Annotated in this window: 19 protein-coding genes, 1 other RNA gene and 1 pseudogene; 10 read left to right on the forward strand and 11 right to left on the reverse strand. The window is 69.0% G+C overall.

Going from position 1 to position 21,844, the window contains the following annotated elements:
• The 6 genes from bamA to ffs form a co-directional block, all read left to right on the forward strand.
• Nucleotides 1-2,632 (forward strand): outer membrane protein assembly factor BamA (bamA, locus tag FFS23_RS10340; protein ID WP_249340625.1); only part of this gene is annotated, 2,632 nt, incomplete at its 5' end.
• The gene (locus FFS23_RS10345) at nt 2,632-3,369 is read left to right on the forward strand and encodes an OmpH family outer membrane protein (RefSeq protein WP_038659872.1); all 738 of its coding nucleotides are present in this window, start codon (nt 2,632-2,634) and stop codon (nt 3,367-3,369) included. The genes bamA and FFS23_RS10345, both read left to right, overlap by 1 nt.
• Nucleotides 3,370-3,415: 46 nt before the next feature.
• Nucleotides 3,416-3,865: a 3-hydroxyacyl-ACP dehydratase FabZ gene (fabZ, locus tag FFS23_RS10350; protein WP_038659868.1), complete on the forward strand. Its 450-nt coding sequence runs from the start codon at nt 3,416-3,418 to the stop codon at nt 3,863-3,865.
• Nucleotides 3,866-4,050: 185 nt separating this feature from the next.
• On the forward strand, nt 4,051-4,284 hold the full coding sequence (rpmE, locus tag FFS23_RS10355) for a 50S ribosomal protein L31 (protein ID WP_037535430.1): 234 nt from the start codon (nt 4,051-4,053) through the stop codon (nt 4,282-4,284).
• A 47-nt stretch (nt 4,285-4,331) separates the two neighbouring features.
• Nucleotides 4,332-4,652 (forward strand): PilZ domain-containing protein, encoded by a 321-nt coding sequence (locus FFS23_RS10360; protein ID WP_038659864.1) that lies wholly within the window; start codon nt 4,332-4,334, stop codon nt 4,650-4,652.
• Nucleotides 4,653-4,698: 46 nt separating this feature from the next.
• An RNA gene (gene ffs, locus FFS23_RS10365) (signal recognition particle sRNA small type) lies at nt 4,699-4,796 on the forward strand.
• A gap of 10 nt (nt 4,797-4,806) precedes the next feature.
• Here the strand turns inward: ffs and FFS23_RS10370 are convergent.
• The 3 genes from FFS23_RS10370 to FFS23_RS10380 form a co-directional block, all read right to left on the reverse strand.
• Entirely contained in the window at nt 4,807-5,490 is a 684-nt protein-coding gene (locus FFS23_RS10370; protein WP_137898563.1) for a 2OG-Fe(II) oxygenase, read from the reverse strand.
• 64 nt (nt 5,491-5,554) lie between these two features.
• Nucleotides 5,555-6,352 carry an RcnB family protein gene (locus tag FFS23_RS10375; protein WP_137898564.1) on the reverse strand — a complete coding sequence of 266 codons (798 nt, stop codon included), beginning with the start codon at nt 6,350-6,352 and terminating at the stop codon, nt 5,555-5,557.
• A 91-nt stretch (nt 6,353-6,443) separates the two neighbouring features.
• Nucleotides 6,444-7,016 carry a (2Fe-2S)-binding protein gene (locus tag FFS23_RS10380; RefSeq protein ID WP_137898565.1) on the reverse strand — a complete coding sequence of 191 codons (573 nt, stop codon included), beginning with the start codon at nt 7,014-7,016 and terminating at the stop codon, nt 6,444-6,446.
• A 362-nt stretch (nt 7,017-7,378) separates the two neighbouring features.
• Between FFS23_RS10380 and FFS23_RS10385 the strand changes: the two are divergent.
• Nucleotides 7,379-7,804 (forward strand): annotated as a pseudogene (locus FFS23_RS10385) (DODA-type extradiol aromatic ring-opening family dioxygenase); the annotation flags it as partial.
• Here the strand turns inward: FFS23_RS10385 and FFS23_RS10390 are convergent.
• From FFS23_RS10390 to FFS23_RS20085, 6 genes are all read right to left on the reverse strand, one after another.
• Nucleotides 7,789-8,928 (reverse strand): CaiB/BaiF CoA transferase family protein, encoded by a 1,140-nt coding sequence (locus FFS23_RS10390; RefSeq protein ID WP_137898566.1) that lies wholly within the window; start codon nt 8,926-8,928, stop codon nt 7,789-7,791. The pseudogene FFS23_RS10385 and the gene FFS23_RS10390 overlap by 16 nt on opposite strands.
• Before the next feature lie 27 nt (nt 8,929-8,955).
• Entirely contained in the window at nt 8,956-10,140 is a 1,185-nt protein-coding gene (locus FFS23_RS10395; protein ID WP_137898567.1) for an acyl-CoA dehydrogenase, read from the reverse strand.
• A 96-nt stretch (nt 10,141-10,236) separates the two neighbouring features.
• A complete protein-coding gene (locus FFS23_RS10400) occupies nt 10,237-12,351 on the reverse strand; it encodes a TonB-dependent receptor (protein ID WP_171009449.1) in 2,115 nt (704 codons plus the stop codon).
• 126 nt (nt 12,352-12,477) lie between these two features.
• Nucleotides 12,478-13,260 (reverse strand): tryptophan 2,3-dioxygenase, encoded by a 783-nt coding sequence (locus FFS23_RS10405; protein WP_137898568.1) that lies wholly within the window; start codon nt 13,258-13,260, stop codon nt 12,478-12,480.
• Nucleotides 13,261-13,269: 9 nt separating this feature from the next.
• Complete coding sequence (locus FFS23_RS10410; protein ID WP_212742944.1) at nt 13,270-13,581, reverse strand: hypothetical protein; 312 nt, start codon at nt 13,579-13,581, stop codon at nt 13,270-13,272.
• On the reverse strand, nt 13,578-13,754 hold the full coding sequence (locus tag FFS23_RS20085; RefSeq protein ID WP_171009450.1) for a hypothetical protein: 177 nt from the start codon (nt 13,752-13,754) through the stop codon (nt 13,578-13,580). The genes FFS23_RS10410 and FFS23_RS20085 overlap by 4 nt, the downstream gene beginning before the upstream one ends.
• A gap of 91 nt (nt 13,755-13,845) precedes the next feature.
• On the opposite strand from FFS23_RS20085, the gene FFS23_RS10415 reads away from it, so the two are divergent.
• Nucleotides 13,846-14,463 carry a LexA family transcriptional regulator gene (locus FFS23_RS10415; RefSeq protein WP_137898569.1) on the forward strand — a complete coding sequence of 206 codons (618 nt, stop codon included), beginning with the start codon at nt 13,846-13,848 and terminating at the stop codon, nt 14,461-14,463.
• On the opposite strand, the gene FFS23_RS20090 is transcribed toward FFS23_RS10415, so the two are convergent.
• Both FFS23_RS20090 and FFS23_RS10420 read right to left on the reverse strand, forming a co-directional pair.
• The gene (locus tag FFS23_RS20090) at nt 14,464-14,634 is read right to left on the reverse strand and encodes a hypothetical protein (protein ID WP_171009451.1); all 171 of its coding nucleotides are present in this window, start codon (nt 14,632-14,634) and stop codon (nt 14,464-14,466) included. It lies immediately after the preceding gene.
• A 97-nt stretch (nt 14,635-14,731) separates the two neighbouring features.
• A complete protein-coding gene (locus FFS23_RS10420) occupies nt 14,732-15,493 on the reverse strand; it encodes a ThuA domain-containing protein (protein WP_137898570.1) in 762 nt (253 codons plus the stop codon).
• Between the two features lie 188 nt (nt 15,494-15,681).
• On the opposite strand from FFS23_RS10420, the gene FFS23_RS10425 reads away from it, so the two are divergent.
• Nucleotides 15,682-17,613 carry an autotransporter assembly complex protein TamA gene (locus FFS23_RS10425; RefSeq protein ID WP_137898571.1) on the forward strand — a complete coding sequence of 644 codons (1,932 nt, stop codon included), beginning with the start codon at nt 15,682-15,684 and terminating at the stop codon, nt 17,611-17,613.
• Complete coding sequence (locus FFS23_RS10430; RefSeq protein ID WP_171009452.1) at nt 17,610-21,728, forward strand: translocation/assembly module TamB domain-containing protein; 4,119 nt, start codon at nt 17,610-17,612, stop codon at nt 21,726-21,728. Before FFS23_RS10425 ends, FFS23_RS10430 begins: the two co-directional genes overlap by 4 nt.
• The last annotated feature ends 116 nt before the right edge of the window (nt 21,729-21,844 follow it).

The raw sequence follows: 21,844 nt of genomic DNA on the forward strand, positions 1-21,844 counted from the left end.
CACGCCCGCCGCACCGGCTGCCCCGGCGACGGCGCAGGCTGCGACTCCGGCCGTGGCACGCACGATCAAGACGCTGCGCGTCGAGGGTTCGCAGCGCATCGAGCCCGAGACGGTGCTGTCCTATACCAAGCTGCGCGTCGGCATCCCCTATACCGCCGAGACGCTCGATCAGGCGTTGAAGGATCTGCAGGCGTCGGACCTGTTCGTCGACTTCTCGATCTCGGGCGTCGAGACCGGCGACATCGTGCTGCGCATCCGCGAGAATCCGATCATCAACCGTGTGATCCTCGAGGGCAACAAGGCGCTCAAGAGCGACAAGATCACCAAGGAGATCAAGCTCGCGCCGCGGCAGATCTTCACCCGCACCGCGGTCCGCCAGGACGTGTCGCGGATCATCGAACTGTATCGCCGCCAGGGCCGGTTCGCGGCGGTGATCAGCCCGAAGATGGTCAGCCTCGACCAGAATCGCGTCGACGTGGTGTTCGAGATCACCGAAGGGCCGAAGTCCAAGGTCCGCCAGATCAACATCATCGGCAACGAGATCTTCAACGACGGCAAGCTGCGCGGCGAGATGGTCACCAAGGAATCGCGCTGGTTCCGCCTGCTCTCGTCCAACACCTCCTACGATCAGGATCGCCTGAATTACGACCAGCAGAAGCTGCGGCAATTCTATTTGACCGAGGGCTATGCCGATTTCCGCGTCACCTCGGCGGTCGCCGAGCTGACTCCCGACAAGCGCGACTTCATCATCACCTATGTGGTCGAAGAGGGTAAGCGCTACAAATTCGGCGACGTCACCGTCGACAGCGAGATCCGCGACTTCGACAACAAGAAGCTGGCGGCGTCGCTGCCGGTCAAGAAGGGCGACTGGTACAACGCCAAGCTGGTCGAGACGTCGATCGACCAGTTGAGCGAGGCGGCCGGCCTGTTCGGCTACGCCTTCACCGACGTGCAGCCCGATTATGCGCGTGACGCCGACACGCTGACGATGGGGCTGAACTTCCACATCGCGCAGGCGCAGCGCACCTATGTCGAGCGGATCGACATCAACGGCAACACGCAGACGCAGGACAAGGTCGTCCGTCGCGAGATCCGTCTCGCCGAGGGCGACGCGTTCAACAGCTTCCAGGTCAAGCGCTCGCAAGATCGCATCAACTCGCTGGGCTTCTTCCAGGACAAGATGGAGATCAAGCAGACCCCCGGCTCGACTCCCGATCGCATCATCCTCGATACCACGCTCGAAGAGAAGAGCACCGGCGAGCTCCAGCTCTCGGTCGGCTATTCCAGCCTCGAACGCTTCATCATCCAGGCCAACATCACGCAGAACAACTTCCGCGGCAAGGGTCAGGTGCTGCGTGCCGGTGTCAATTACTCGACCTATTCGAAGTCGGTCGAGCTGGGCTTCACCGAGCCCTATCTGTTCGACAAGAACGTCGCGGTCGGCGTCGACGTGTTCCGCCGCGACTATAATTCGTTCAACTATATCGGCACGCAGCGCCAGACGACCTATTCGCAGGTGTCGACCGGCTTCCAGGTTCGCATGGGCGTGCCGCTGACCGAATATTGGTCGCTCGCCGGCCGCTACGGCCTGTCCTACGACGAGGTCGGGCTCGACCAGTCGACCTATTTCACCGACGGCGCCTGCGACCCGCTCAAGGCCGGCCGCTATCTCTGCGAGGCGATCGGCAACCGCTGGACTTCGTCGGTCGGCTATTCGCTGATCTACGACAGCCTCAACAGCCGCCTGCGCCCGACCGCGGGTCAGCGGCTCAGCTTCAGCCAGGATTTCGCCGGCCTCGGCGGCGACGTGAAGTACATCCGCACCCGGCTGGAAGGCTCGAAGTTCGTCAACGTCGGTTCGGGCTTCATCGGCTCGCTGGTCGGCGAGGCGGGCTATATCAAGTCGCTCGAAGGCAGCCGCGGCGAGGGCGTCGACCGCATCCGCATCACCGATCGCTTCTATCTCGGCGAACCGCAGTTCCGCGGCTTCGACATCCGCGGCGTCGGTCCGCGCGTCCAGCGCCAGCAATATACGGTCGATACCACGACGGGTAAGCAGATCCTCGTCACCGATCGCGATCAGCTCGTCGACGACGCGCTCGGCGGTCGCGCTTATTATCTCGCCCGCGCCGAGCTGGAGATCCCCTTGGGCGCCGGTGCGCGCGAACTCGGCCTGCGTCCGTCGATCTACGTCCAGGCGGGCAGCCTGTTCGGCCTGACCCGGCCGCTGCCGACCGCGAACTTCCCGACGATCACCGACGCCGCAGGCAACGTCACCGTACTGCCGATCCAGCGCCTGCTGCTCGATTCGTCGGGGCGACAGCTGTATCAGGTGCCGACCGGCGCGGCGACGGGGGCGGGTGCTTTCACGACCTGCGCGATCGGCTATTCGGAAACGCTGGGCGGCGTCTGCGCCGGCAGCTCGACCAACGCGATCGGCTATCAGTCGCCGATTTCGCCGTTCAAGGAAACCTATTACGCCAGCAGTGCGACGCCGCGCGTCAGCATCGGCGTCGGCGTCAACTGGACTTCGCCATTCGGTCCGTTGCGGATCGACCTTGCCAAGGCGCTCGTCACGCAGAAGGGTGACGATCCCAAGCTTATTACCTTCAACGTGGGGACTCAGTTCTAATGAAGACGATCACCAAGACCTCGCTGGCGGCACTCGCCGGCGCCTCGATCGCGCTGGCGGCCGGCGCCGCGACCGCGCAGACGGCCGGTATCGCCACGGCGCAAGCCGATGCGGCGATCTTCAGCGCCAAGGCGTTCGACGCTGCCAACCAGCAGATCTCGACCACCTACAAGACCCAGCTCGATCAGGCCGCTGCGGCGCAGACCGCGCTGAACACGCAGCTGCGCACGCTGCTCGACACCAACAAGGACGGCCAGGTCAGCCAGGCCGAAGCCGCCGCCGCCGAGGCGCAGAACAGCGCGATCGGCAACCAGGTCCGTGCCGCGCAGCAGAAGGCGCAGCCGAACATCGAATCGCTGCAGGGTCCGGCGATCAAGGCGCAGGCCTATGCGCTCGAGCAGATCACCGCCAAATACGATCCGGCGCTGCGCGCCGTCGTCGCCGCGAAGAAGATCACCGTCGTGCTCGCGCCCAATGCGATCCAGTACGCGCCGCCGGCGACCGACGTGACGCGCGACATCATCGCCGAGCTCGACCGCTCGACGCCGACCGTCTCGATCACCCCGCCGGCGAACTGGCAGCCGCAGCAGCAGACCGTCGAGCTGCTGCAGCAATATCGCCAGCTCGTCTATGCGAACGCCGCCCGTCGTCAGCAGGCCGGTGCGCCCGCTCCCGCCGCCGGCACCCCGGCACCGGCCGCCGGCGCCGCGCCGCGCGCCACGCCGCAGGGCCGCTAAGGCTGCACGGGTGAGCGACGACGCACCCCAGCAGCAGGGCACGACCATGGGGCCGCTCGATATCGGGCGGGTCATGGCGGCCCTGCCGCATCGCTACCCGATGCTGCTGGTCGACCGGGTCGAGGAGATCATCCTCGACCGGTCGATCGCGGCGATCAAGGCGGTGACGATCAACGAAGGCTTCTTCCAGGGGCATTTTCCCGGTCGGCCGATCATGCCGGGCGTGCTGATCGTCGAGGCGCTGGCGCAGGCCGCCGGCATCCTCGCGGTCGAGAGCCTGGGCCTCGCCGGCTCGGGCAAGCTCGTCTATTTCATGGCGATCGACGGCGCCAAGTTCCGCAAGCCGGTCGAGCCGGGCGTGCTGTTGCGGCTGGAGGCGACCTTCGTCCAGAAGCGCAGCTCGGTGTGCAAGTTCGCTGGCGTCGCGAAGATCGACGGCCAGGTCGTCGCCGAGGCCAATTTCACCGCGATGATCGCCGACCCGCCCAAGGCCTGAGCAGCGGACCGGCCCCCTCCGTTTGCCCTGAGCCTGTCGAAGGGCAGGTGAGACCCACCTGTGCTTCGACAGGCTCAGCACGAACGGGGGAAGGCATCACATTTTGACTTTCCCGCGGCGCTCCTCTACGGGCGCCGCTTCCCTTCCAGGCTGGTCGGAACCAGCCGAATCCGGAGCATCGTGACGTGAAGAAAGATACCCATCCCGACTACCACATGATCAAGGTCCAGATGACCGACGGTACCGTGTTCGAGACCCGCTCCACCTGGGGCAAGGAAGGCGACACGATGCAGCTCGACATCGATCCGCTGGCGCACCCGGCGTGGACCGGTGGTCGCGGCACGATGCTCGACGCCGGCGGCCAGGTCGCCCGCTTCAACAAGCGCTTCGGCGGCGGTCTTACCCTCCGCAAGAGCTGATCTGCGCGTTAACGCGAACATAACCATGGTCTGGATAGACCGTGGCTATGTTCGCGGCAGAGTTCGAACCTGCACTGACCTACGGCCGGCGTCGCGCCTCGCGCACGCCGGTTTCGTTCGATGGCGATATCGGCAAGGCCAACCGCGCCTTGTGCAAGGTCGTGGACATCTCGATCCACGGCGCACGCCTCCAGACCTATTGTCCGCTGACCCGCCACAGCATGATCTGGCTGACGCTGCCCGGCGAAGCGCCGATCGCCGCCGAGGTCCGCTGGGCCGAGGATTTCGCGGCCGGCTGCCGCTTCAAACAGGCGCTCGATCTCGACGTGTTCGAAAAGCTCGTCGCGTTGAATCGGGCAGGGCGTTGATCCAACTCACCCCTTGATCCCGCGGCCCGAGGTCGGCATAGGCTTGCGCGGGAGTCGGGCGGACGTGGTCGTCGCCAACCCGGTCAGGTCCGGAAGGAAGCAGCCGCAACGATTTCGCCGCGGGTCGTCCCGGCTCCCACCCTATGGCATCGGGTCAATTGGACCGCTTGAGCCAGGAACGCTCGCGGAACCACTTGGTGACGATATATTTCGTCCCCTCCACCACCGCCGTCCCCTCGTGCAGCGTCGCCGTATTGGGCGTGCCGTCGGGGTTCATGTTGTTCCAGGCGAGCAGCAGCCCTTGCCGCGGTGCGATCTTGAACCCGGCCTGCGGAAACCAGGTCGCGCCCCCCTCGGCGACGTCGTTGAGATAGATCATCGTCGTCCACGTCCGCTGCCCGCCGGACGCCTGCATCTGCTTCCAATAACTCTCCGTCTCGTGGAAATAGTCGTGATGCGCGCGGAACTGCTGTCCGGCGGCATAGCGCTGGCCCTGCAGCGTCTCGCCATGGTCGGCGGGCAGGCCGAGCAGCGCCGCGATCGCCTCGTCGATCGGCTGCACCTCGGGCGCATAGCGGTTCATGTCGCAGCTCTCGCTGGTGCGGAAGCCGGGGTCGGCGCGATCCGACAGCAGCGACGATGGCCGGCGATTGGCGTCGATCATCGCGATCAGCGTCGCGCATTGCGCCGCATCGAGGAAATCGAGTTGATAATAGATCTGGATCGCCGGCACCTCGGCACGGACGACGGCGGGATTGGCGTCGAGCCGCTGCGCGACGCGGGCACCGGCCTGCTGGCGCAGCGGGGAAGGGGCGGGCGCTTTGCGACGGGCGAACATGGCGGGAAAATGCCGTCGCCGCGCCGCAAAGACAACCGTCAAAGCAGGCTAACGCCCCGCCCGATCAATAGAAGATGCCGTACACCGTATCGATCACCAGCCCGCTGCGCAGGTCGACCAGCAGCGCATCGTCGTAATAGCGTACCCAGCGATACGGACCATAGGCCTCGGGCAGGCGATAGGCATAAGGATCGCCGATCCAATAGGCGCGGCTGAACAACACCGGCGACAGCGGCACGCCGACCCCGAACCGGCGATAGCCGCGGCCCCAGCCCGACGGCGCGTAATAGCGCGGCAGGCGATAGGCGCCGCGGTTCACCGCGCGATAGCGGTTCCAGTCATACCGGTCGTCGTCGCGCCAGCGCCGGTCCCAGGCGCCGCCCCGCTGCCCCGCGCGCCAGTCGCGCGCCGCCGGGCCGCGATCGTCGAAACGGCGCTCGTCCCAGCCGCGGCCGTCGTCGGCACGGCCGACGTTGCCGCGGCCGACATTGCCCCAGCCGACGTTGGGGCCGCGGTCGGGGCGCGGGTCGTCGCGATCCGGCCGCGGCCCGCGATCGGGACGGTCGTCGCGAAAGCCCGCTCCCCCATCGCCGGGGCCGCGCCCCGGACCGTCGTCGCGGCGCTCGCGCGGCGGCGGCGGACCACGATCCGGACCGAAGTCGCCCGGCTGCGGCCGCTCGGCGCGACCCTGGCCCTCCCAGCCGCGATCGCCCGAGGGCTCCGGCCGCGGCCCGGCATCCGGGCGTGGGCCGCGGTCCGGCCCCGGCCCGCGCTGGTCCCAGCCGCCGCGTCCGTCCTGCGCCTGCGCGGCCACCGGCATCAGCATCGATGCCGCCAGCAACGCCTTGATCACGGTCTTCATCCTGTTCGTCCTCAACCCGCCGGCGCACGAGCCGACTCCGATGATGACTCCTTCTAGCGACGACGCGATGTGACAAAGCTGAATTGGATCGTCAGCGTTCCGACAGCTTGCCGCGCGCGGCGTCGGGCGGCGGGGGCACGAGCGCCGGAACGACGCGCGCCGCGTCGGCGGGATCGATACCGGGTCGCGCGCCGGCGGGGATCGTCTCCTCGCCGCGGGCGGCGCGACCGGCACGCTGGATCGCCTCGATCAGCCGCGGATAGATGCCGCAGCGGCACAGGTTGCGGATCGCGCCGCGGATATCGGCCTCGCTGGGATCGGGACTGCGCTTGAGCAGCACTGCGGCGGCCATGAGGATGCCGGGGATGCAGAAGCCGCATTGCGGCACGTTGGCGGCAATGAAGGCGAGTTGCAGCGGGTGGTTGCGCTCGCGCGACAGGCCCTCGATCGTGGTGACGTAGCTGCCCTCGACCGATCCGATCGCGACCCGGCACGACAGCACCGCGCGCCCGTCGACATCCACCGTGCACGCGCCGCAATCGCCGGTGCCACAGCCATATTTCGTCCCGGTCAGGTTCGATGCGTCGCGCAACGCCCACAGCAGGGGCGTGGCGGGATCGAGCCGGTATTCGACCGGCTGGTTGTTGACCGTGAGGCGCGACATGGCGCCTCTTAGAGCGGATCGACATTCAATCAAATTCCTTCCCTTGGCGGGGGAGGGCAATCGCATATGGAGGCTCGTGCGAGTCTGTCGTCTTCCAAACCCACCCCGTCACCCCGGACTCGTTCCGGGGTCCACCCTGCGGCGAGGAGAAAGGCCGGATTCGACACCATTCCCTTGCGGCCCGGTGGACCCCGGAACGAGTCCGGGGTGACGGACCTGATGAGGAAACCGATCGAGCCTCATCACCGCAGCTATATGCGATAGCCCTGCCATGGCGGGGGACGAATTTCCATCGACGACCTTGAATGTTGATTCGGTCAAGGCGAAACGCCGCGGTTCGATCCAGATGATTGTCGCACGACCCGATGATGGTCGCCGACCCCGCCGCCACCATCCCGCTGGCGCAACTGTCGCTGCGCGCCGACCTCGACCCGGCGGCGCATGTCGCGATCGGGCGGGCGCTCGCACCGCTCCGCGACGAAGGCGTGCTGATCGTCGGATCGAGGATGAGCTTCCACAATCTGCGTGCCCGCGGGTCGCAGGTGACGCCGGTCGCCGCCGCATGGGACGCGGCGCTCACCGACGCGGTCACCGATCCCGATTCCGCCCGCCGCGCGGCGCGGGTGATCGACTGGGAAAGCCTGCCGCACGCCCGCTTCGCCCACCCCGAGGCCGAGCATCTGCTGCCGCTGATGGTCGCGCTCGGTGCAGGCGGCGAGGCGGCGGCGGTATGCGACTATCGCGACGTCGTGCTCGGCTGGGCTGTGTCGGCCTATCGCTTCGGCTGAGCCGCATCGGCGCGGTCGCCCGCGCCCAGCCGCGGCGCCGGCCGGTCGGTCGCGAGCGCGGCGTCGGAAAAGCGGATCGGCGTCCGCAGCCCGCGGATCGGCGGCTGGTCGAGCACCATGCCCCGCGCCAGCACCTGCGGATCGGTGAGCGCCTGTTCGACGGTGTTGATCGGCCCCGCCGGCACGCCCGCCGCCTCCAGCCCGCCGAGCAGGTCATCGCGCGCGAAGGTCCGCGTCGCCGCGGTGATCGCGGCGAACAGCGGCGCCTTATGTTCCAGCCGCAACGCGTTGGTCGCATAGCGCGGATCGTCGGCGTTCAGGCCGACGACGGCGCAGAAGCGCCGGAACTGGCCGTCGTTGCCGACCGCGAGGATGAACCAGCCGTCCGCGGTCTCGAACACCGCATAGGGGCAGACGTTGAGATGCGCGTTGCCGACGCGTGCCGGCGTGACGCCGCTGGCGAAGTAATTCGCCGCCTGATTGGCGAGCACCCCGGTCATCGTGTCGAGCAGCGCCATGTCGATCCACTGGCCGCGCCCGGTCCGCTCGCGCATCGCCAGCGCCGCCTGGATCGCGATCACCGCATACAGGCCGGTGGTGATATCGGCCATCGCGACGCCGATTTTCTGCGGCGCACCGTCGGGTTCGCCGGTCAGGTCCATCATCCCGCTCATCCCCTGGACGATGAAATCATAGCCCGCGCGCGGCGCATAGGGGCCGTCCTGACCGAAGCCGGTGATCGAACAATAGACGAGGCGCGGGGTGAGCGCCGACAGGCTGGCATAATCGAGCCCGTATTTGACTAGCCCACCGACCTTGAAATTCTCGATCAGCACATCGGCGTCGGCGGCGAGGGCGCGGACCCGCTGCTGCCCTTCGGCGGTGGTGAAGTCGATGACGTGGCTCGTCTTGCCGCGGTTGCAGGCGTGGAAATAGGCGGCGTCGCGCGTGCCGTCGTCATAGTCGACGAACGGCGGCCCCCACGTCCGCGTGTCGTCGCCGGCGGGGCTCTCGATCTTGGTGACCTCGGCGCCGAGATCGGCAAGCACCTGTCCCGCCCACGGGCCGGCGAGGATACGCGCGAGTTCGAGCACCTTGAGCCCGGCCAGCGGCTGATCAGCCACCGCGCGCCTCCTGCGCCAGCCGCAGGTTCAAAACGCCGCGATCCCGGTGATCGCGCGGCCGAGGATCAGCGCATGGACGTCGTGCGCGCCCTCATAGGTGTTCACCGTCTCGAGGTTCATCATATGGCGCATCACCTGATACTCGCCCGAGATGCCGTTGCCGCCGTGCATGTCGCGGCTCATCCGCGCGATCTCCAGCGCCTTGCCGACGTTGTTGCGCTTGACGAGGCTGACCATCTCCGGCGCGAACCGGCCTTCGTCCATCAGCCGCCCGACGCGCAGCGACGCCTGCAACCCGAGCGCGATCTCGGTCTCCATATCGGCGAGCTTCTTCTGGTAGAGCTGCCGTCCGGCGAGCGGCGTGCCGAACTGCTTGCGGTCGAGGCCATATTGGCGCGCCGCATGGAAGCAGAATTCCGCCGCGCCGAGCGCGCCCCAGCTGATCCCGTAACGCGCGCGATTGAGGCAGCCGAACGGCCCCTTCAATCCCTCGACGCCGGGGAGCAGCGCATCCTCGCCGACCTCGACATCCTCCATCACGATGCCGCCGGTGATCGAGGCGCGCAGCGACAGCTTGCCCTCGATCTTCGGCGCGGACAGCCCCTTCATGTCCTTGGTGAGCACGAAGCCGCGGATCGCGCCATCATGCGCGTCCGACTTGGCCCAGACGACGAAGACGTCGGCGATCGGACTGTTCGAAATCCAGGTCTTGGCGCCGGAGAGGACGTAGCCGCCATCGACCTTGCGCGCCCGCGTCGTCATCCCGCCGGGATCGGAACCGGCATCGGGCTCGGTCAGCCCGAAGCAACCGATATATTCGCCGCTCGCCAGCTTGGGCAGGAAGGCGCGCTTCTGATCCTCCGAGCCGTAGGCGAAGATCGGATACATCACGAGGCTCGACTGCACGCTCATCATCGAGCGATAGCCCGAGTCGATCCGCTCGACCTCGCGCGCCACCAGTCCGTAGGCGACGTAACCCGCGCCGACGCCGCCATATTCCTCGGGCAGCGTCGGCCCGAGCAGGCCGAGCTCGCCCATTTCGCGGAAGATCGCGGGATCGGTGTGCTCGGTGCGGAACGCCTCGACGATCCGCGGCGCAAGCTTGTCCTGCGCATAGCCGCGCGCGGTATCGCGGATCATCCGCTCGTCCTCGCTCAACTGATCGTCGAGCAGGAAGGGATCGGCCCAGTCGAACTTGCCCATGCCGGCCATCGCATCGTCTCCTTTTGAAGGTGCGGTACGGGGGATGGGGCAGGAGGGCAAGGCCCGAGAAAGTCCTCCCCCGCCAGGGGGAGGAATACGAACGCCCTACAACCCGAAGCGCAGCGTCACGCGGATGTCGCGCCCGGCGAGCGGCGCGAAATCCTTCAGGAAGCTCGAATGGCGCCGCGCGACGACGTCGAACAGATTGTTCGCCGACAGCAGCAGGCTCGTCTTGCTGTCCTTGCCGAACGGGCTGATCGAGGCGGAGGCGTTGACCATCGTATAGTCGCTGGTCGGCGTCTCGAACGCGGCGATGCGGTTCTGTTCGAAGACATGCTCCACCTCGACGCGCCCGCCGAGCCGCTCGCCCTGCGCCTCGATGCCACCGAGCACGCGCGCCGGCGGGATGCGCGGCGCCGGTCCGAGGTCGACGATATTGGCGTGGACGTAATCGCCGAGCAGGTCGGCGTTGATCGTGTAATCGCCGATCCGCGCCAGCCGCACCGAGGCATCCGCCTCGAACCCGTAATAGCGCGCGTCGCCCTGCTGGTACTGGAAGCAGGGCAGGCCATCGAGTTCGTCGGTGCGCGTCAGGCAGACCGAGGGATCGACCCGGTTCTCCGAAATATAGTTGGTGAACCAGTTGTAATAAGCCGACGCGTCGAAGCTGTAGCCGTCGCCATGCGCGTGCAGCGTCGCTTCCAGCCCCCAGGATTTCTCCAGCCGGAAGTCGGGGCTGCCCAGCTCATAGGCCTGCGTGCCGGCATGCGGCCCGTTGGCGAGCAGTTCCTCCGCCGACGGCGCCCGCTCGGTCCGCGAGCCGTTGAGGCCGATGCGGATGCCGTCGCCGATCGCATAGGAGGCGCCGATCGAGCCCGACAGCGCCTCGAAATGGCGCGTGCCGCCGAAGAACCGGTCCTCGCCATAGGGCACGCGGCCGGCGACGTCGGTCAGTTCGTAGCGCAGCCCGCCCTCGGCGCGGAACGGCCCCGCGCTATATTGTTGCAGCGTGAAGAAGCCGGTCTGGTTGGTCTCGTTCTTGGGCAGGAAGGCCTCGTCGCCGACGACGTTGAAGATGCGGTTGAAATACTGGACGCCGCTCGCGCCCTGCCAGCCGCCGCGGTTCGCCTGGACGATCTCGAGCCGCCCCTCGAGCCCCTTGTTGTAGAAGGCGGTGCCGACGCTGCCGTCCTCCTCCAGCTCGAAATGGCGATAGCTCGCCTGGCCGGCGCGGATGCGGATCTTGTCGAGCCACTCGCCGCCGGTGTTGACCTCGCCGCGCAGGTCGACGCGGTTCTGCACGACCGACAGCCGTGGCGCCTCCTGCTCCTGCCCGACCGCGGTCGCATAGCGGATCGGCACGCCGTAGAGGCTGTCGTAATGGCTGTACGACACGCCGAGATTGCCGGTGTCGGTGATGATCGACGCGCCCGCACCCGCGGTCCACGTCGTCGCCGCTGAATTGGGCAGGCGGTTGCGCAGGCCGGCGGAGGCGGCGAAGTCGATCGGCTCGTCGGTATCCTGCGGCAGGCCGACCTGGCTCAGCGCCGCGGCCCGCGCGCTCGGCGACAGCAGATAGCCGCGGCCGGTGCGCAGATCGTCCGCCTTGAGGTACGAGCCATCGGCATGCAGCACGAGATGCTCGCCGACCGCGACGTCGCCCGCCGCGCCGCCCGACCGCTCGTTCGCTGCCGAGCCGTAATTGGCGATGCCGTTCAGGCGATAGCCGTTCTCGGGCACCGTCCGCGGGATGCGCGTATCGATGACGTTGACCACGCCGCCGACCGCCGACGAGCCGAACAGCAGCGCGGAGGGGCCGCGCAGCACCTCGATCCGCTCGGCGAGCAGCGGATCGATGATGACGGCATGATCGACGCTGGTGTTCGACACGTCGATCGAGCCGATGCCGTCGGTCAGCACCCGGATGCGATCGCCCTGGAAGCCGCGCAGGATCGGCCGCGACGCGCTCGGTCCGAACGAGGTCGCCGACACGCCGGGCTGGCGCGCCAGCGTCTCGCCGATCGTCGGGCGCAGGTTGCGGGTCAGTTCCTCGCCAGAGATCACCGAAGTGCCCTGCAACACGTCGCGCTCGCTCTGCGGCACCGCCGCGGTGACGATGATGTCGCGGCTCTGCGGCGCCGGGGTGGCGGCCGGATCGGTCTGGGCGAGGGCGGGGGCAGCGATCAGGGCAGCGCCGGCCAGCAGGGAAAACTTCAGCATCGAAACTCCGCGGTGCACGATAGAGAACCCGCGATTGTGCAGGTGCGAAGCATCTAGGCGACATGTTACATTATATCCAAGCGCATTCGCTCGCGGTTCGTCGTGTCGATCTCTCGCTTCGTCGCGCTACAAACTCGTGCGCACGTCGAGCAATTCGGGAAAGAAACGCTGTTCCACCACCTTGGCGAGATAGGGTACGCCGGCGGTGCCGCCGGTGCCGGTCTTGAAGCCGATCACCCGCTCGACCGTCTTGAGATGCCCGAACCGCCAGAGCTGGACGTGATATTCCAGATCGACCAGCTTCTCGGCGAGCTCATAGAGATCCCAATGATCGTGCGGCTGGCCGTAGACGATCGCCCAGCAAGCCTCGACCTCGCGCGACGGCGGCGCGATCTGCGCGAAGTCGCGCTCGATCCGTCCCGCGGGCACCGGCAGGCCGCGGCGCGCGAGCAGCCGCAGCGCCTCGTCGTACAGGCTCGGCACCGCGAGCTCCGCCGTCAGGCGCGCGCGAACGGCCTCTTCCTCGAACAGCGCGAGCATCGCCGCATTGCGATTGCCCATGATGAACTCGAGGCAGCGATATTGGTCGGACTGGAAGCCCGAACTCTGCCCCAGGCTGCCACGCATCGCGGCATAATCCGCCGGGGTCATCGTCGCCAGCACCTCCCACGACTGGATGAGCTGCGTCTGGATGCGGCTGACCCGCGCCATCATCTTGAGCGCCGGCGGCAGATCGTCCGCCGCGATCCGCCGCCGCGCTTCGCCGAGTTCGTGCAGGCAGAGCTTCATCCACAGCTCCGACGCCTGATGGATCGTCACGAACAGCAATTCGTCATGCACGCCGCTCAGCGGCGTTTGCAGGTCGAGCAATTCCGGCAGGCGCAGATAGCTGCGATAAGTGATCGTCATTGCAGCAGCTTAGCCGAAGCCATCACCGCTCTCCAGCAGCAGCACCGCCAGCGTCGCGCGCGCGCCGGCGGCGTGCATCACCACCAGGTCGGCAACCAGCCGGCCGGGCACCGGCAGATCCTCCTCGGGCAGCGCCGCCAGCCAGTCGCCGGGATCGCCACCGCCTATCGCCAGGTCGAGCGTCAGCCGCCAGCCAGTGAAGGTGGCGCTCGACCACGGCCGCTCGTGCACCGTGACGGGGTGCACGGTCAGCCCATGACAGGCGGCACTCGCCGCCAGCGCGCGATGCAGCCGGGTCTGTCCGTCGGAACGGCGGATCATGCCTCCGTCCCGTCCATGAACCGCGTGATTCGTGCCGCGACCGCCGGGCCGATCACGCGACCGCGCACCATGTCGGTGACCAGCCTCGGATCGTTGACCGCGAGCCGGCCGAACTGCGTCCGCGACATGTTGGTCCGCCGCAGATAGCGGTCGATCTTGAGCAGCAGTGACATCGTTCCCTCCCGAATCCCTGGGGTGATGTTCTTGATCTGTTCCGGTCGATCCAACTTGTCTAGGAAAATTTCCTACGCTACATCCGTCGGCATGGCACAAGGCGAGGCAGGGCTGCGGCTGAAGGCATTGGCGGCGGCGCGGGGCGACAGCCTCGCGGCGCTGTCGGCGATGCTCGGCCGCAACGCCGCCTATCTCCAGCAATTCGTCGCACGCGGCTCGCCGCGCCGGCTCGCGCCCGACGATCGCCGCCGGCTCGCCGATTATTTCGGTGTCGATGAGGTCGAGCTCGGAGGGGACCCCGGCCGCCGGCCGTTCACGCTGCCGCGACTCGACGTCGCCGCTTCGGCTGGCCCGGGCGCGTTCGTCGACGGCGAGGTGACGCTTGGCGCGGCGGCGATCGATCCGGCGCTGGCGACGCGGCTGGGGCTGCGCGAGGGGATGGCGGCGATCGTCCGCGTGCGCGGCGATCCGATGGAGCCGGGGCTGGTCGACGGCGACCTGATCGTCGTCGATCAGGCGCGTCGCACCCCCGATGCGCAGGGGCGGGTCTTCGTCATCCGCATCGACGACGCCGTCATGGTCAAGCGTATCGCGCGGCGCCGTGAGAGGCTGACGATCGCCAGCGACAATCCCGCCGCGCCGCCGGTGCCGGACGGCAAAGTGGAGGTGATCGGCCGCGTCGTCTGGCTGATGCGCGAGCCGCGCTGATCAGCGGCGGCTGTCGCGCAGCCACACCGCGACCGCACCTGCCGCGCCGATCGCCAGCCCAGCGAGGAAACCGATCGTCACCTGACCCTGGATCAGGCCGACGACCGCGCCGCCGATCGAGCAGATCGCCACGAGAATGCCGCCGGCGGCGGAAGGAGGAGTTTCGGCCATGCCGCGGTCCTGCCACGTCCCGCCGCGAGACGCCAGATCGCCCTCCACGCCCGCGCCGGGGCGGCCGGCGATGACCCGGTAACCCGATCCCTGCCTCTCACCCTTGCCCGCGCCCGGTCGCGGTCCAGTAGATGCCTCCCAGCAGGTGTTGCAGGTAACGGTCGTCGCGGTACATCTCGACATTGTGGCCGAGCAGGGTGACGAAGACGCGCCCCTTCTCATAGGAATGATACCAGGCCTCGGGATGGTCCTTGCCCATCCGCCGGCCGATCTGCCCCGGCCAGATCCGCGTCGGATCGTAGCTCGTCTCGTCGGCGTTCAGCACCGGATGGATCGTCACCTTATAGGGGTTGGCGGTGACGTAATATTCGTCGCTCCAGATCCAGCGATCGGGCAGGCCGAAGGTCGCCGGGAAGCTTTTGTCGGTCACCGTCACCACGCCGGTCTGCAGCATCGGATGGTTGACGAAGGAGCGGCCGACCAGTTGCTCGTACCACGGCCACGCCGCCGGCGGGATGATCGCGGCGCGATGCACCACCATCGCATTGCCGCCGCCGCGCATATAGGCCTCGAACCGCCGCCGTCTCGGTTCGCTCAGCGTTTCGGCGGGCGTGTTGAGGAACATCACCGCGGCATATTGGCCGAGATCGCCGTCGAATGCCGTACCGTCGCTCGTCCAGGTCACTGCGAAGCCGTGCAGCCGCGCCAGCCGCTCCAGATTCTCCCGCGCGACGGGGATGTATTCATAATGATAGGTGCTCGGCGCGGCGATCACGAGCAGCTTGAACTGGTCCTCCGCCACCGCGGCGGCGGGGACGAGCGACACGGCCAGCGCGGCGAGCAGGGGCAGGGCCTTCATGGCGTTCCTTTCATCGGCGAACGTTCGCTCGCATGCCCGCGCCGGGTGCGACGGCGCAACCGCAACCTTGGTCTAGCTCGCCGTCGCGGCCATACCGCGCCCGGCCGGGCGATATGCACGCTCGTTCGAGCGCAAAAGCGTCGGAAATGGGACTGTTGCGAGTCACGGACGCACGCTAGGACGGCGCTATGCTGTTGCGTTTGGGGTGGTTCGGGCTTGGCGCGACTGCCGTGCTCCTTCTTCCCGGACAAACCGCGGCGCAGACCATGCCGGCGGAGGCGACGCCGCTCGATCCCAATGCACCGCTCGCGCCGCTGCCCGACATCGGTGTCGCCTGGCCCGAGCTGGGCGCCGACCCCGCCGGCGCGGCGGCCGCGGCGGCGACCGACGGGGCCGCCGAACGGCGCTATAGCTGGCGGATCGACGGTATCGACACCGCCGCGACGCCGCTGCTGCGCAAGCGCTTCGAGGAACTCTCGACGCTCGATGCCAACGACGGCAGCGTGGCCAATGCCGCGCAGCTTGACCGCCGGGCGCGCGAGGACGCCGACCTGCTCCAGACGCTGCTGCGCGGCGAGGGCTATTACGACGCGCGCGTGACGACGCGGGTCGAGGCCGGCGCCAAGCCGCTCGTCGTGCTCGCCGCCGAGCCCGGCACGCTCTATCGGCTGAAGGACGTGACGCTCGGCGGCATCGCCGCAGCGGGCACCAAGGCACAGCCGCTGCGCGAGGCGTTCGGGGTAAAGCCGCAGGATCCGGTCAATGCCGATGCGATCGTCGCCGGCACCGCGCGCCTCACCGCGAAGATCGGCCAGTCCGGTTTCCCCTTCGCCGACGTCGGCGAACCGCAGGTCGTCGTCGACCACGCCAGCAAGAGCGCGACGCTCGACCTCCAGGTCGCGCCCGGCGCCGAAAGCCGCTTCGGCAAGTTCGTCGCGCTGCCCGGCAACCGCGTGTTCGACGCCGGACACGTGCAGGAGATCGCCCGCCTGTCCCCCGGCGATACATTCGACGCGACGACGCTCGACGATCTGCGTCGCGCGCTGATCCAGACCGGGCTCGTCTCCTCGGTCGAGGTCAAGCCGATCCCTGGCGACGCATCCGGCACCGTCGACATCGGCGTCAAGCTCGCCGCCGCGCCGCCGCACACCATCGCCGGCGAGCTGGGCTATGGCACCGGCGAGGGCGCCCGCGCCGAATTGAGCTGGACGCATCGCAACCTGTTCCCGCCGGAAGGCGCGCTGACGCTGCGCAGCGTGCTCGGCACCCGCGAACAGCTCGGCAGCGTCGTCTTCCGCCGCAACAATTTCGGCGACCGCGATCGCGTCTTCACCGCGCAGATCTCCGCCAGCCACGTCCAGCGCGACGCCTATGAGGCCAAGACCTATACCGTCGCCGCCAATATCGAGCGGCAGACGACGATCTTCTTCCAGAAGACCTGGACCTGGTCGATCGGCGGCGAGGTGCTCAGCTCCGACGAACGCGACGTCATCGCCGCGACCGGCGAGCCGCGCCGCCGCACCTTCTACATCGCCGCCGCGCCGACCAGCCTCAATTACGACGGCTCGGACGATCTGCTCAACCCGACCCGCGGCTTCCGCCTCGGTGGCCGGTTCAGCCCGGAATTCTCGCTCGAGAACGACGCCTTCGGCTATGCGCGCGTGCAGATCGACGCCAGCGCCTACCAGCCGGCGCACCGCGGCGTCGTGCTGGCCGAGCGTATCCGGCTCGGCTCGATCCTCGGCGCATCGCGTGACAGCATCGCGCCGTCGCGGCGCTTCTATGCCGGCGGCGGCGCCTCGGTACGCGGCTACGGCTATCAGGCGATCGGCCCGCGCGACGTCAACAACGATCCCATCGGCGGCCGCAGCCTCGCCGAATTCTCGATCGAGGCGCGGGTCAAGACCTTCGGCAATTTCGGCATCGTCCCCTTCCTCGACGGCGGCACGATCTACACCAGCGCGATCCCGAAGCTCGGCGACTTCCAATACGGCGCCGGCGTCGGCGTCCGCTATTATTCCAACTTCGGCCCGATCCGCTTCGACGTCGGCACGCCGCTCAATCCGCAGCCGGGCGACAGCCGCATCGCCGTCTACGTGTCGCTGGGGCAGGCGTTTTGAGGCGCTGGCTGCGGCGCATCGCGACTGCGCTGGCCGCGCTCGCCGCGATCGCCGCGCTGGCGCTGCTGATCGTCGACACCGACGTCGGTCATCGCTGGGTGGCGCAACGGATCGGCGCGATCCGCACCGCCAACGGGCTGCGCTTCACCATCGGCCGGATCGACGGTTCGCTCTACGGCCGGTCGCGGCTCAAGGACGTGCGCGTCTACGATCTCGACGGTCTGCTCGTCCAGGCGCCCGCGGTCGACCTCGACTGGGCGCCGTGGCGCTGGGCGCGGCACCAGCTCGTCATCAAGCGGCTCGCGATCGCGCAGGCGACGCTGTTTCACGTTCCCCATACCCGGCCGTCGGCGCGCTCGGGGCCGATCCTGCCGGATTTCGATATCCGCATCGGTGCGCTGGGCGTCGATCGGCTGGTGCTCGCCCGCCGCGTGCTCGGCAGCGAGCGGGTCGGCCGCGTCGCCGGCCGCGCCGACATCCGCCACGGTCGCGCGCTGGTCCGGCTCGACGCGCGCATCGCCGGCTCCGACCGGCTCGCCCTGCGCCTCGACGCCGAGCCTGACCGCGACCGCTTCGACGTCGACGTCCGCGCCGCGGGCGCCGCCGGCGGCGTGCTCGCGCGCAGCCTCGGACTGAAGCGCAGCGTCGCGCTCGACATCGACGGCGACGGCCGCTGGTCGCGCTGGCGGGGCAGGGCGACCGGCCGCGTCGGTGCCGCGCGCGCGCTCGACCTCGCGCTGGCGGCGACCGACGGCCGGTACACGCTGTCCGGCGAGATCGCCCCCGCCGGCATCGTCACCGGCGCCGCGCTGCGCGTCGCCGGCCCGCGGATGCGCGTCCGCGGCGACGCGACCTTCGCCGACCGCCGCCTCGACGGCCGGCTCGACCTGCGCAGCCCGGCGCTCGCGCTGGATGCGGTCGGGCTGGTCGATCTCGGCGCCAACGCCTGGCGCAACGTGCGACTGCGCGCGCGGCTGCTCCGCCCGGCGGCGGTGATCCCGGCGATGTCCGGCAGCGGTGTCGAGCTGCGTGCCGTGCTCGACGGCGGCTTCCGCACCGCCCGTTTCGATTATCGCCTGAAGGCGGACCGGCTCGCGATCGACCGTACCGGGCTCGACACCGTCCGCCTCGCCGGCAGCGGCCGGCTCGGGCCGGGCAAGCTGACGCTGCCGACCCGCTTCACCGCGGCGCAGGTCACCGGCATCGGCACCGTCGCCGGCGGTATCCTGCGCAACTTCAGCCTCGACGGGCCGCTCGTGCTCAACGGGTCGCTGCTGACCGGCGACGCGCTGCGGCTGCGCTCCGACAAGCTGGCCGGCCGGCTGATGGTCGCGCTCGACCTCGCCACCGGCCGCTACGAGGTCGGGCTCAACGGCACGCTCAACCGCCTGTTCATCAAGGGGCTCGGCGTCGTCGATCTGCGTTCCGATCTGCGCGTCGTGCCGGGTCCGGGCGGCCGGGGCACGCGCATCGTCGGTCGCGGCACCGCGCAGGTGGTGCGGCTCGACAACGGCTTCCTGCGCGGCCTCACCGGCGGCCTGCCGCGGATCGTCACCAACCTCGAACGCAGCGCCGACGGCCTGCTTCATTTCTCGAACATGGTGCTGACCTCGCCGCTGCTCACGCTGCGCGGCAATGGCTATCGCCGCGTCGACGACACCTTCCATATCGAGGCCAGCGGCCGCCACGGCACCTACGGTCCGGTGACGCTGCGCCTCGACGGCAAGATCGATCGCCCGACGCTCGATCTCCAGTTCGCCGCCCCGAATGACGCACTCGGCCTGTCGCAGGTGCGCGCGCATCTCGATCCCACCCCGACCGGCTTCACCTGGCGCGGCGAGGGCGGGTCGCGGCTCGGGCCGTTCACCGCGGCGGGATCGATCCTGCTGCTGCCGCCCGGCGTCGACGACATCCTCGTCGTCGATCGCATCGCGGTCAGCGGCACTACCGCCGCCGGGCGGCTGGCGATGGGCCATGGCGGCTTCACCGGCCGGCTCGCCGTCACCGGCGGCGGACTGGCGGGGGAGCTGCTGTTCCGCCCGGTCGGCACCGTGCAGCGTATCGAAACGCATCTCGACGCCACCAACGCGCGGCTCGGCGCCGCCACCCTGCGCCGCGGCCACGTCGATGCCGCGCTGCTGCTCGACCCCGCCGGCACCGCGCTCGACCTCACCGCGACCGGCGCCGGCGTCCGTCAGGGCCGGCTCAGCCTCGCCCGCTTCGCCGCCAATGCGAAACTGCGCGGCGGCGTCGGCGAGGTGCGCGCCTCGATCGCCGGCTCGCGCGGCCGCGCCTTCGACATCCAGACGGTGACGCAGGTCGCCCCTGGTCGGTTCTCGGTCGCCGCGCAGGGTACGCTCGATCGCCGTCCGCTGCGCCTGCTCTCGCCCGCCGGGATCACCCGCGACGGCGACGGCTGGACACTCGCGCCGACCCGCCTCAGCTTCGCCGGCGGCGAGGCGCAGGTCGGCGGCCGGTTCAGCGACACCGCTTTGGCGGTCGACGCCTCGCTCACCCGCATGCCGCTGGCGATCCTCGACATCGGCTACCCGCGCCTCGGCCTCAGCGGCACCGCCTCGGGCAGCGTCAGCTACGCGACCGCCGCCGGCGCCGCGCCGACCGGCAAGGCCGATCTCACCGTACGCGGGCTCAGCCGCGCCGGGCTGGTGCTGGCGTCGCGACCGATCGACCTCGGCCTCGCCGCCGTATTGTCCGCCGACCGGCTCGGCGTGCGCGCGGTGATGGCCTCGGGCGGCAGGACGATCGGCCGCGCGCAGGCGCTGCTGCGGCCGTTGGGGGAGGGCGATCTCGCCAGCCGCATCGCCGCCGCGTCGCTGTTCGCGCAATTGCGCTACCAGGGTCCGGCGGACACCGTCTGGCGGCTGACCGGCCTCGAACTGTTCGACCTGTCCGGCCCGGTCGCGATCGGCGCCGACGTCAGCGGCCGGATCGGCGCGCCGGTGATCCGCGGCGTGCTCCAGGCCAATGGCGCACGCATCGAGAGCGCCAATACCGGCACCGTCCTCACCAACGTCCAGGCGACCGGCCGTTTCGGCGGCTCGCGCCTGCAGATCGACCGGTTCGCCGCCGACGCCGGCAAGGGCGGCCGCGTCACCGGCAGCGGCGGCTTCGACTTCGCCGCGGCGCACGGCATCGGCCTCGACCTCAAGCTGCGCGCCGATCACGCGGTGATGATCAACCGCGACGACATCGGCGCGACCGTCACCGGGCCGCTCACCTTCACTTCCGACGGCGCCGGCGGCACGATCGCGGGTGACGTCGTCCTCGACCGCAGCCGCTACCGGCTCGGCCAGGCGAGCGCCGCCAGCGCATTGCCGCAGCTCAAGATCCGCGAGATCAATCTGCCCGAGGGCGGCGAGGAGGACGAGGCGCCGCCCGCGCCGTGGACGCTGGCGATCAAGGCGAAGGCGCCCGACAAGGTCATCGTCAGCGGCCTCGGCCTGTCGAGCGAATGGTCCGCCGACCTCGGCATCGCCGGCCAGCCCGGCAACCCCGCGATCACCGGCCAGGCGAACATGATCCGCGGCGACTATGAATTCGCCGGCCGCAAGTTCCAGCTGTCGCGCGGCGTCATCCGCTTCGCCGGCGAGGTGCCCGCCAATCCGGTGCTCGACATCGAGGCGAATGCCGACAGCACCGGCCTCAACGCGACGATTCGCGTCACCGGCACCGCGCTCAAGCCCGAGATCGGCTTCACCAGCACCCCGGCGCTCCCCGAGGACGAACTGCTCTCGCGGCTGCTGTTCGGCACCTCGATCACGCGATTGTCCGCGCCGGAGGCGTTGCAGCTCGCCGCGGCGGTGGCGGCGTTGCAGAACGGCGGCAATGGCCTCAACCCGATCAACGCGGTACGCCGCGCCGCCGGCCTCGACCGGCTGCGCATCCTCCCCGCCGATCCGCAGACCGGCCAGGGCACCTCGATCGCCGCCGGCAAATACGTGACCCGGCGCCTCTATGCAGAGATCGTCACCGACGGTCAGGGCTATTCGGCGACGCAGGTCGAATTCCAGGTGACCCGCTGGCTATCGCTGCTGTCGAGCATCTCGACGCTCGGCCGACAGAGCGCCAACGTCCGCGTGTCGAAGGATTATTGAGCTCGTTGCGGGAGCGGCCCTGCTCGCTCAGCCTCGGGTTGTTCATCGAACTGTAGCATTTGCGCAACATTCGGAAACATTTTGAGTTATGTTGGTCAGCCAGATTGACCCATCGC

Origin of the sequence: Sphingomonas sp. 2SG (genome assembly GCF_005503285.1) — a bacterium.
Lineage (GTDB): Bacteria > Pseudomonadota > Alphaproteobacteria > Sphingomonadales > Sphingomonadaceae > Sphingomonas > Sphingomonas taxi.

Excerpts from the sequence above, each read along its gene's own strand:
- FFS23_RS10345 (WP_038659872.1), top strand. The coding sequence starts at position 2,632 with ATGAAGACGATCACCAAGACCTCGCTGGCGGCACTCGCCGGCGCCTCG.
- fabZ (WP_038659868.1), top strand. The coding sequence starts at position 3,416 with ATGGGGCCGCTCGATATCGGGCGGGTCATGGCGGCCCTGCCGCATCGC.
- FFS23_RS10360 (WP_038659864.1), top strand. The coding sequence starts at position 4,332 with ATGTTCGCGGCAGAGTTCGAACCTGCACTGACCTACGGCCGGCGTCGC.
- FFS23_RS10370 (WP_137898563.1), bottom strand. The coding sequence starts at position 5,490 with ATGTTCGCCCGTCGCAAAGCGCCCGCCCCTTCCCCGCTGCGCCAGCAG.
- FFS23_RS10375 (WP_137898564.1), bottom strand. The coding sequence starts at position 6,352 with ATGAAGACCGTGATCAAGGCGTTGCTGGCGGCATCGATGCTGATGCCG.
- FFS23_RS10380 (WP_137898565.1), bottom strand. The coding sequence starts at position 7,016 with ATGTCGCGCCTCACGGTCAACAACCAGCCGGTCGAATACCGGCTCGAT.
- FFS23_RS10395 (WP_137898567.1), bottom strand. The coding sequence starts at position 10,140 with ATGGCCGGCATGGGCAAGTTCGACTGGGCCGATCCCTTCCTGCTCGAC.
- FFS23_RS10400 (WP_171009449.1), bottom strand. The coding sequence starts at position 12,351 with ATGCTGAAGTTTTCCCTGCTGGCCGGCGCTGCCCTGATCGCTGCCCCC.
- FFS23_RS10405 (WP_137898568.1), bottom strand. The coding sequence starts at position 13,260 with ATGACGATCACTTATCGCAGCTATCTGCGCCTGCCGGAATTGCTCGAC.
- FFS23_RS10410 (WP_212742944.1), bottom strand. The coding sequence starts at position 13,581 with ATGATCCGCCGTTCCGACGGACAGACCCGGCTGCATCGCGCGCTGGCG.
- FFS23_RS20085 (WP_171009450.1), bottom strand. The coding sequence starts at position 13,754 with ATGTCACTGCTGCTCAAGATCGACCGCTATCTGCGGCGGACCAACATG.
- FFS23_RS10415 (WP_137898569.1), top strand. The coding sequence starts at position 13,846 with ATGGCACAAGGCGAGGCAGGGCTGCGGCTGAAGGCATTGGCGGCGGCG.
- FFS23_RS20090 (WP_171009451.1), bottom strand. The coding sequence starts at position 14,634 with ATGGCCGAAACTCCTCCTTCCGCCGCCGGCGGCATTCTCGTGGCGATC.
- FFS23_RS10420 (WP_137898570.1), bottom strand. The coding sequence starts at position 15,493 with ATGAAGGCCCTGCCCCTGCTCGCCGCGCTGGCCGTGTCGCTCGTCCCC.
- FFS23_RS10425 (WP_137898571.1), top strand. The coding sequence starts at position 15,682 with ATGCTGTTGCGTTTGGGGTGGTTCGGGCTTGGCGCGACTGCCGTGCTC.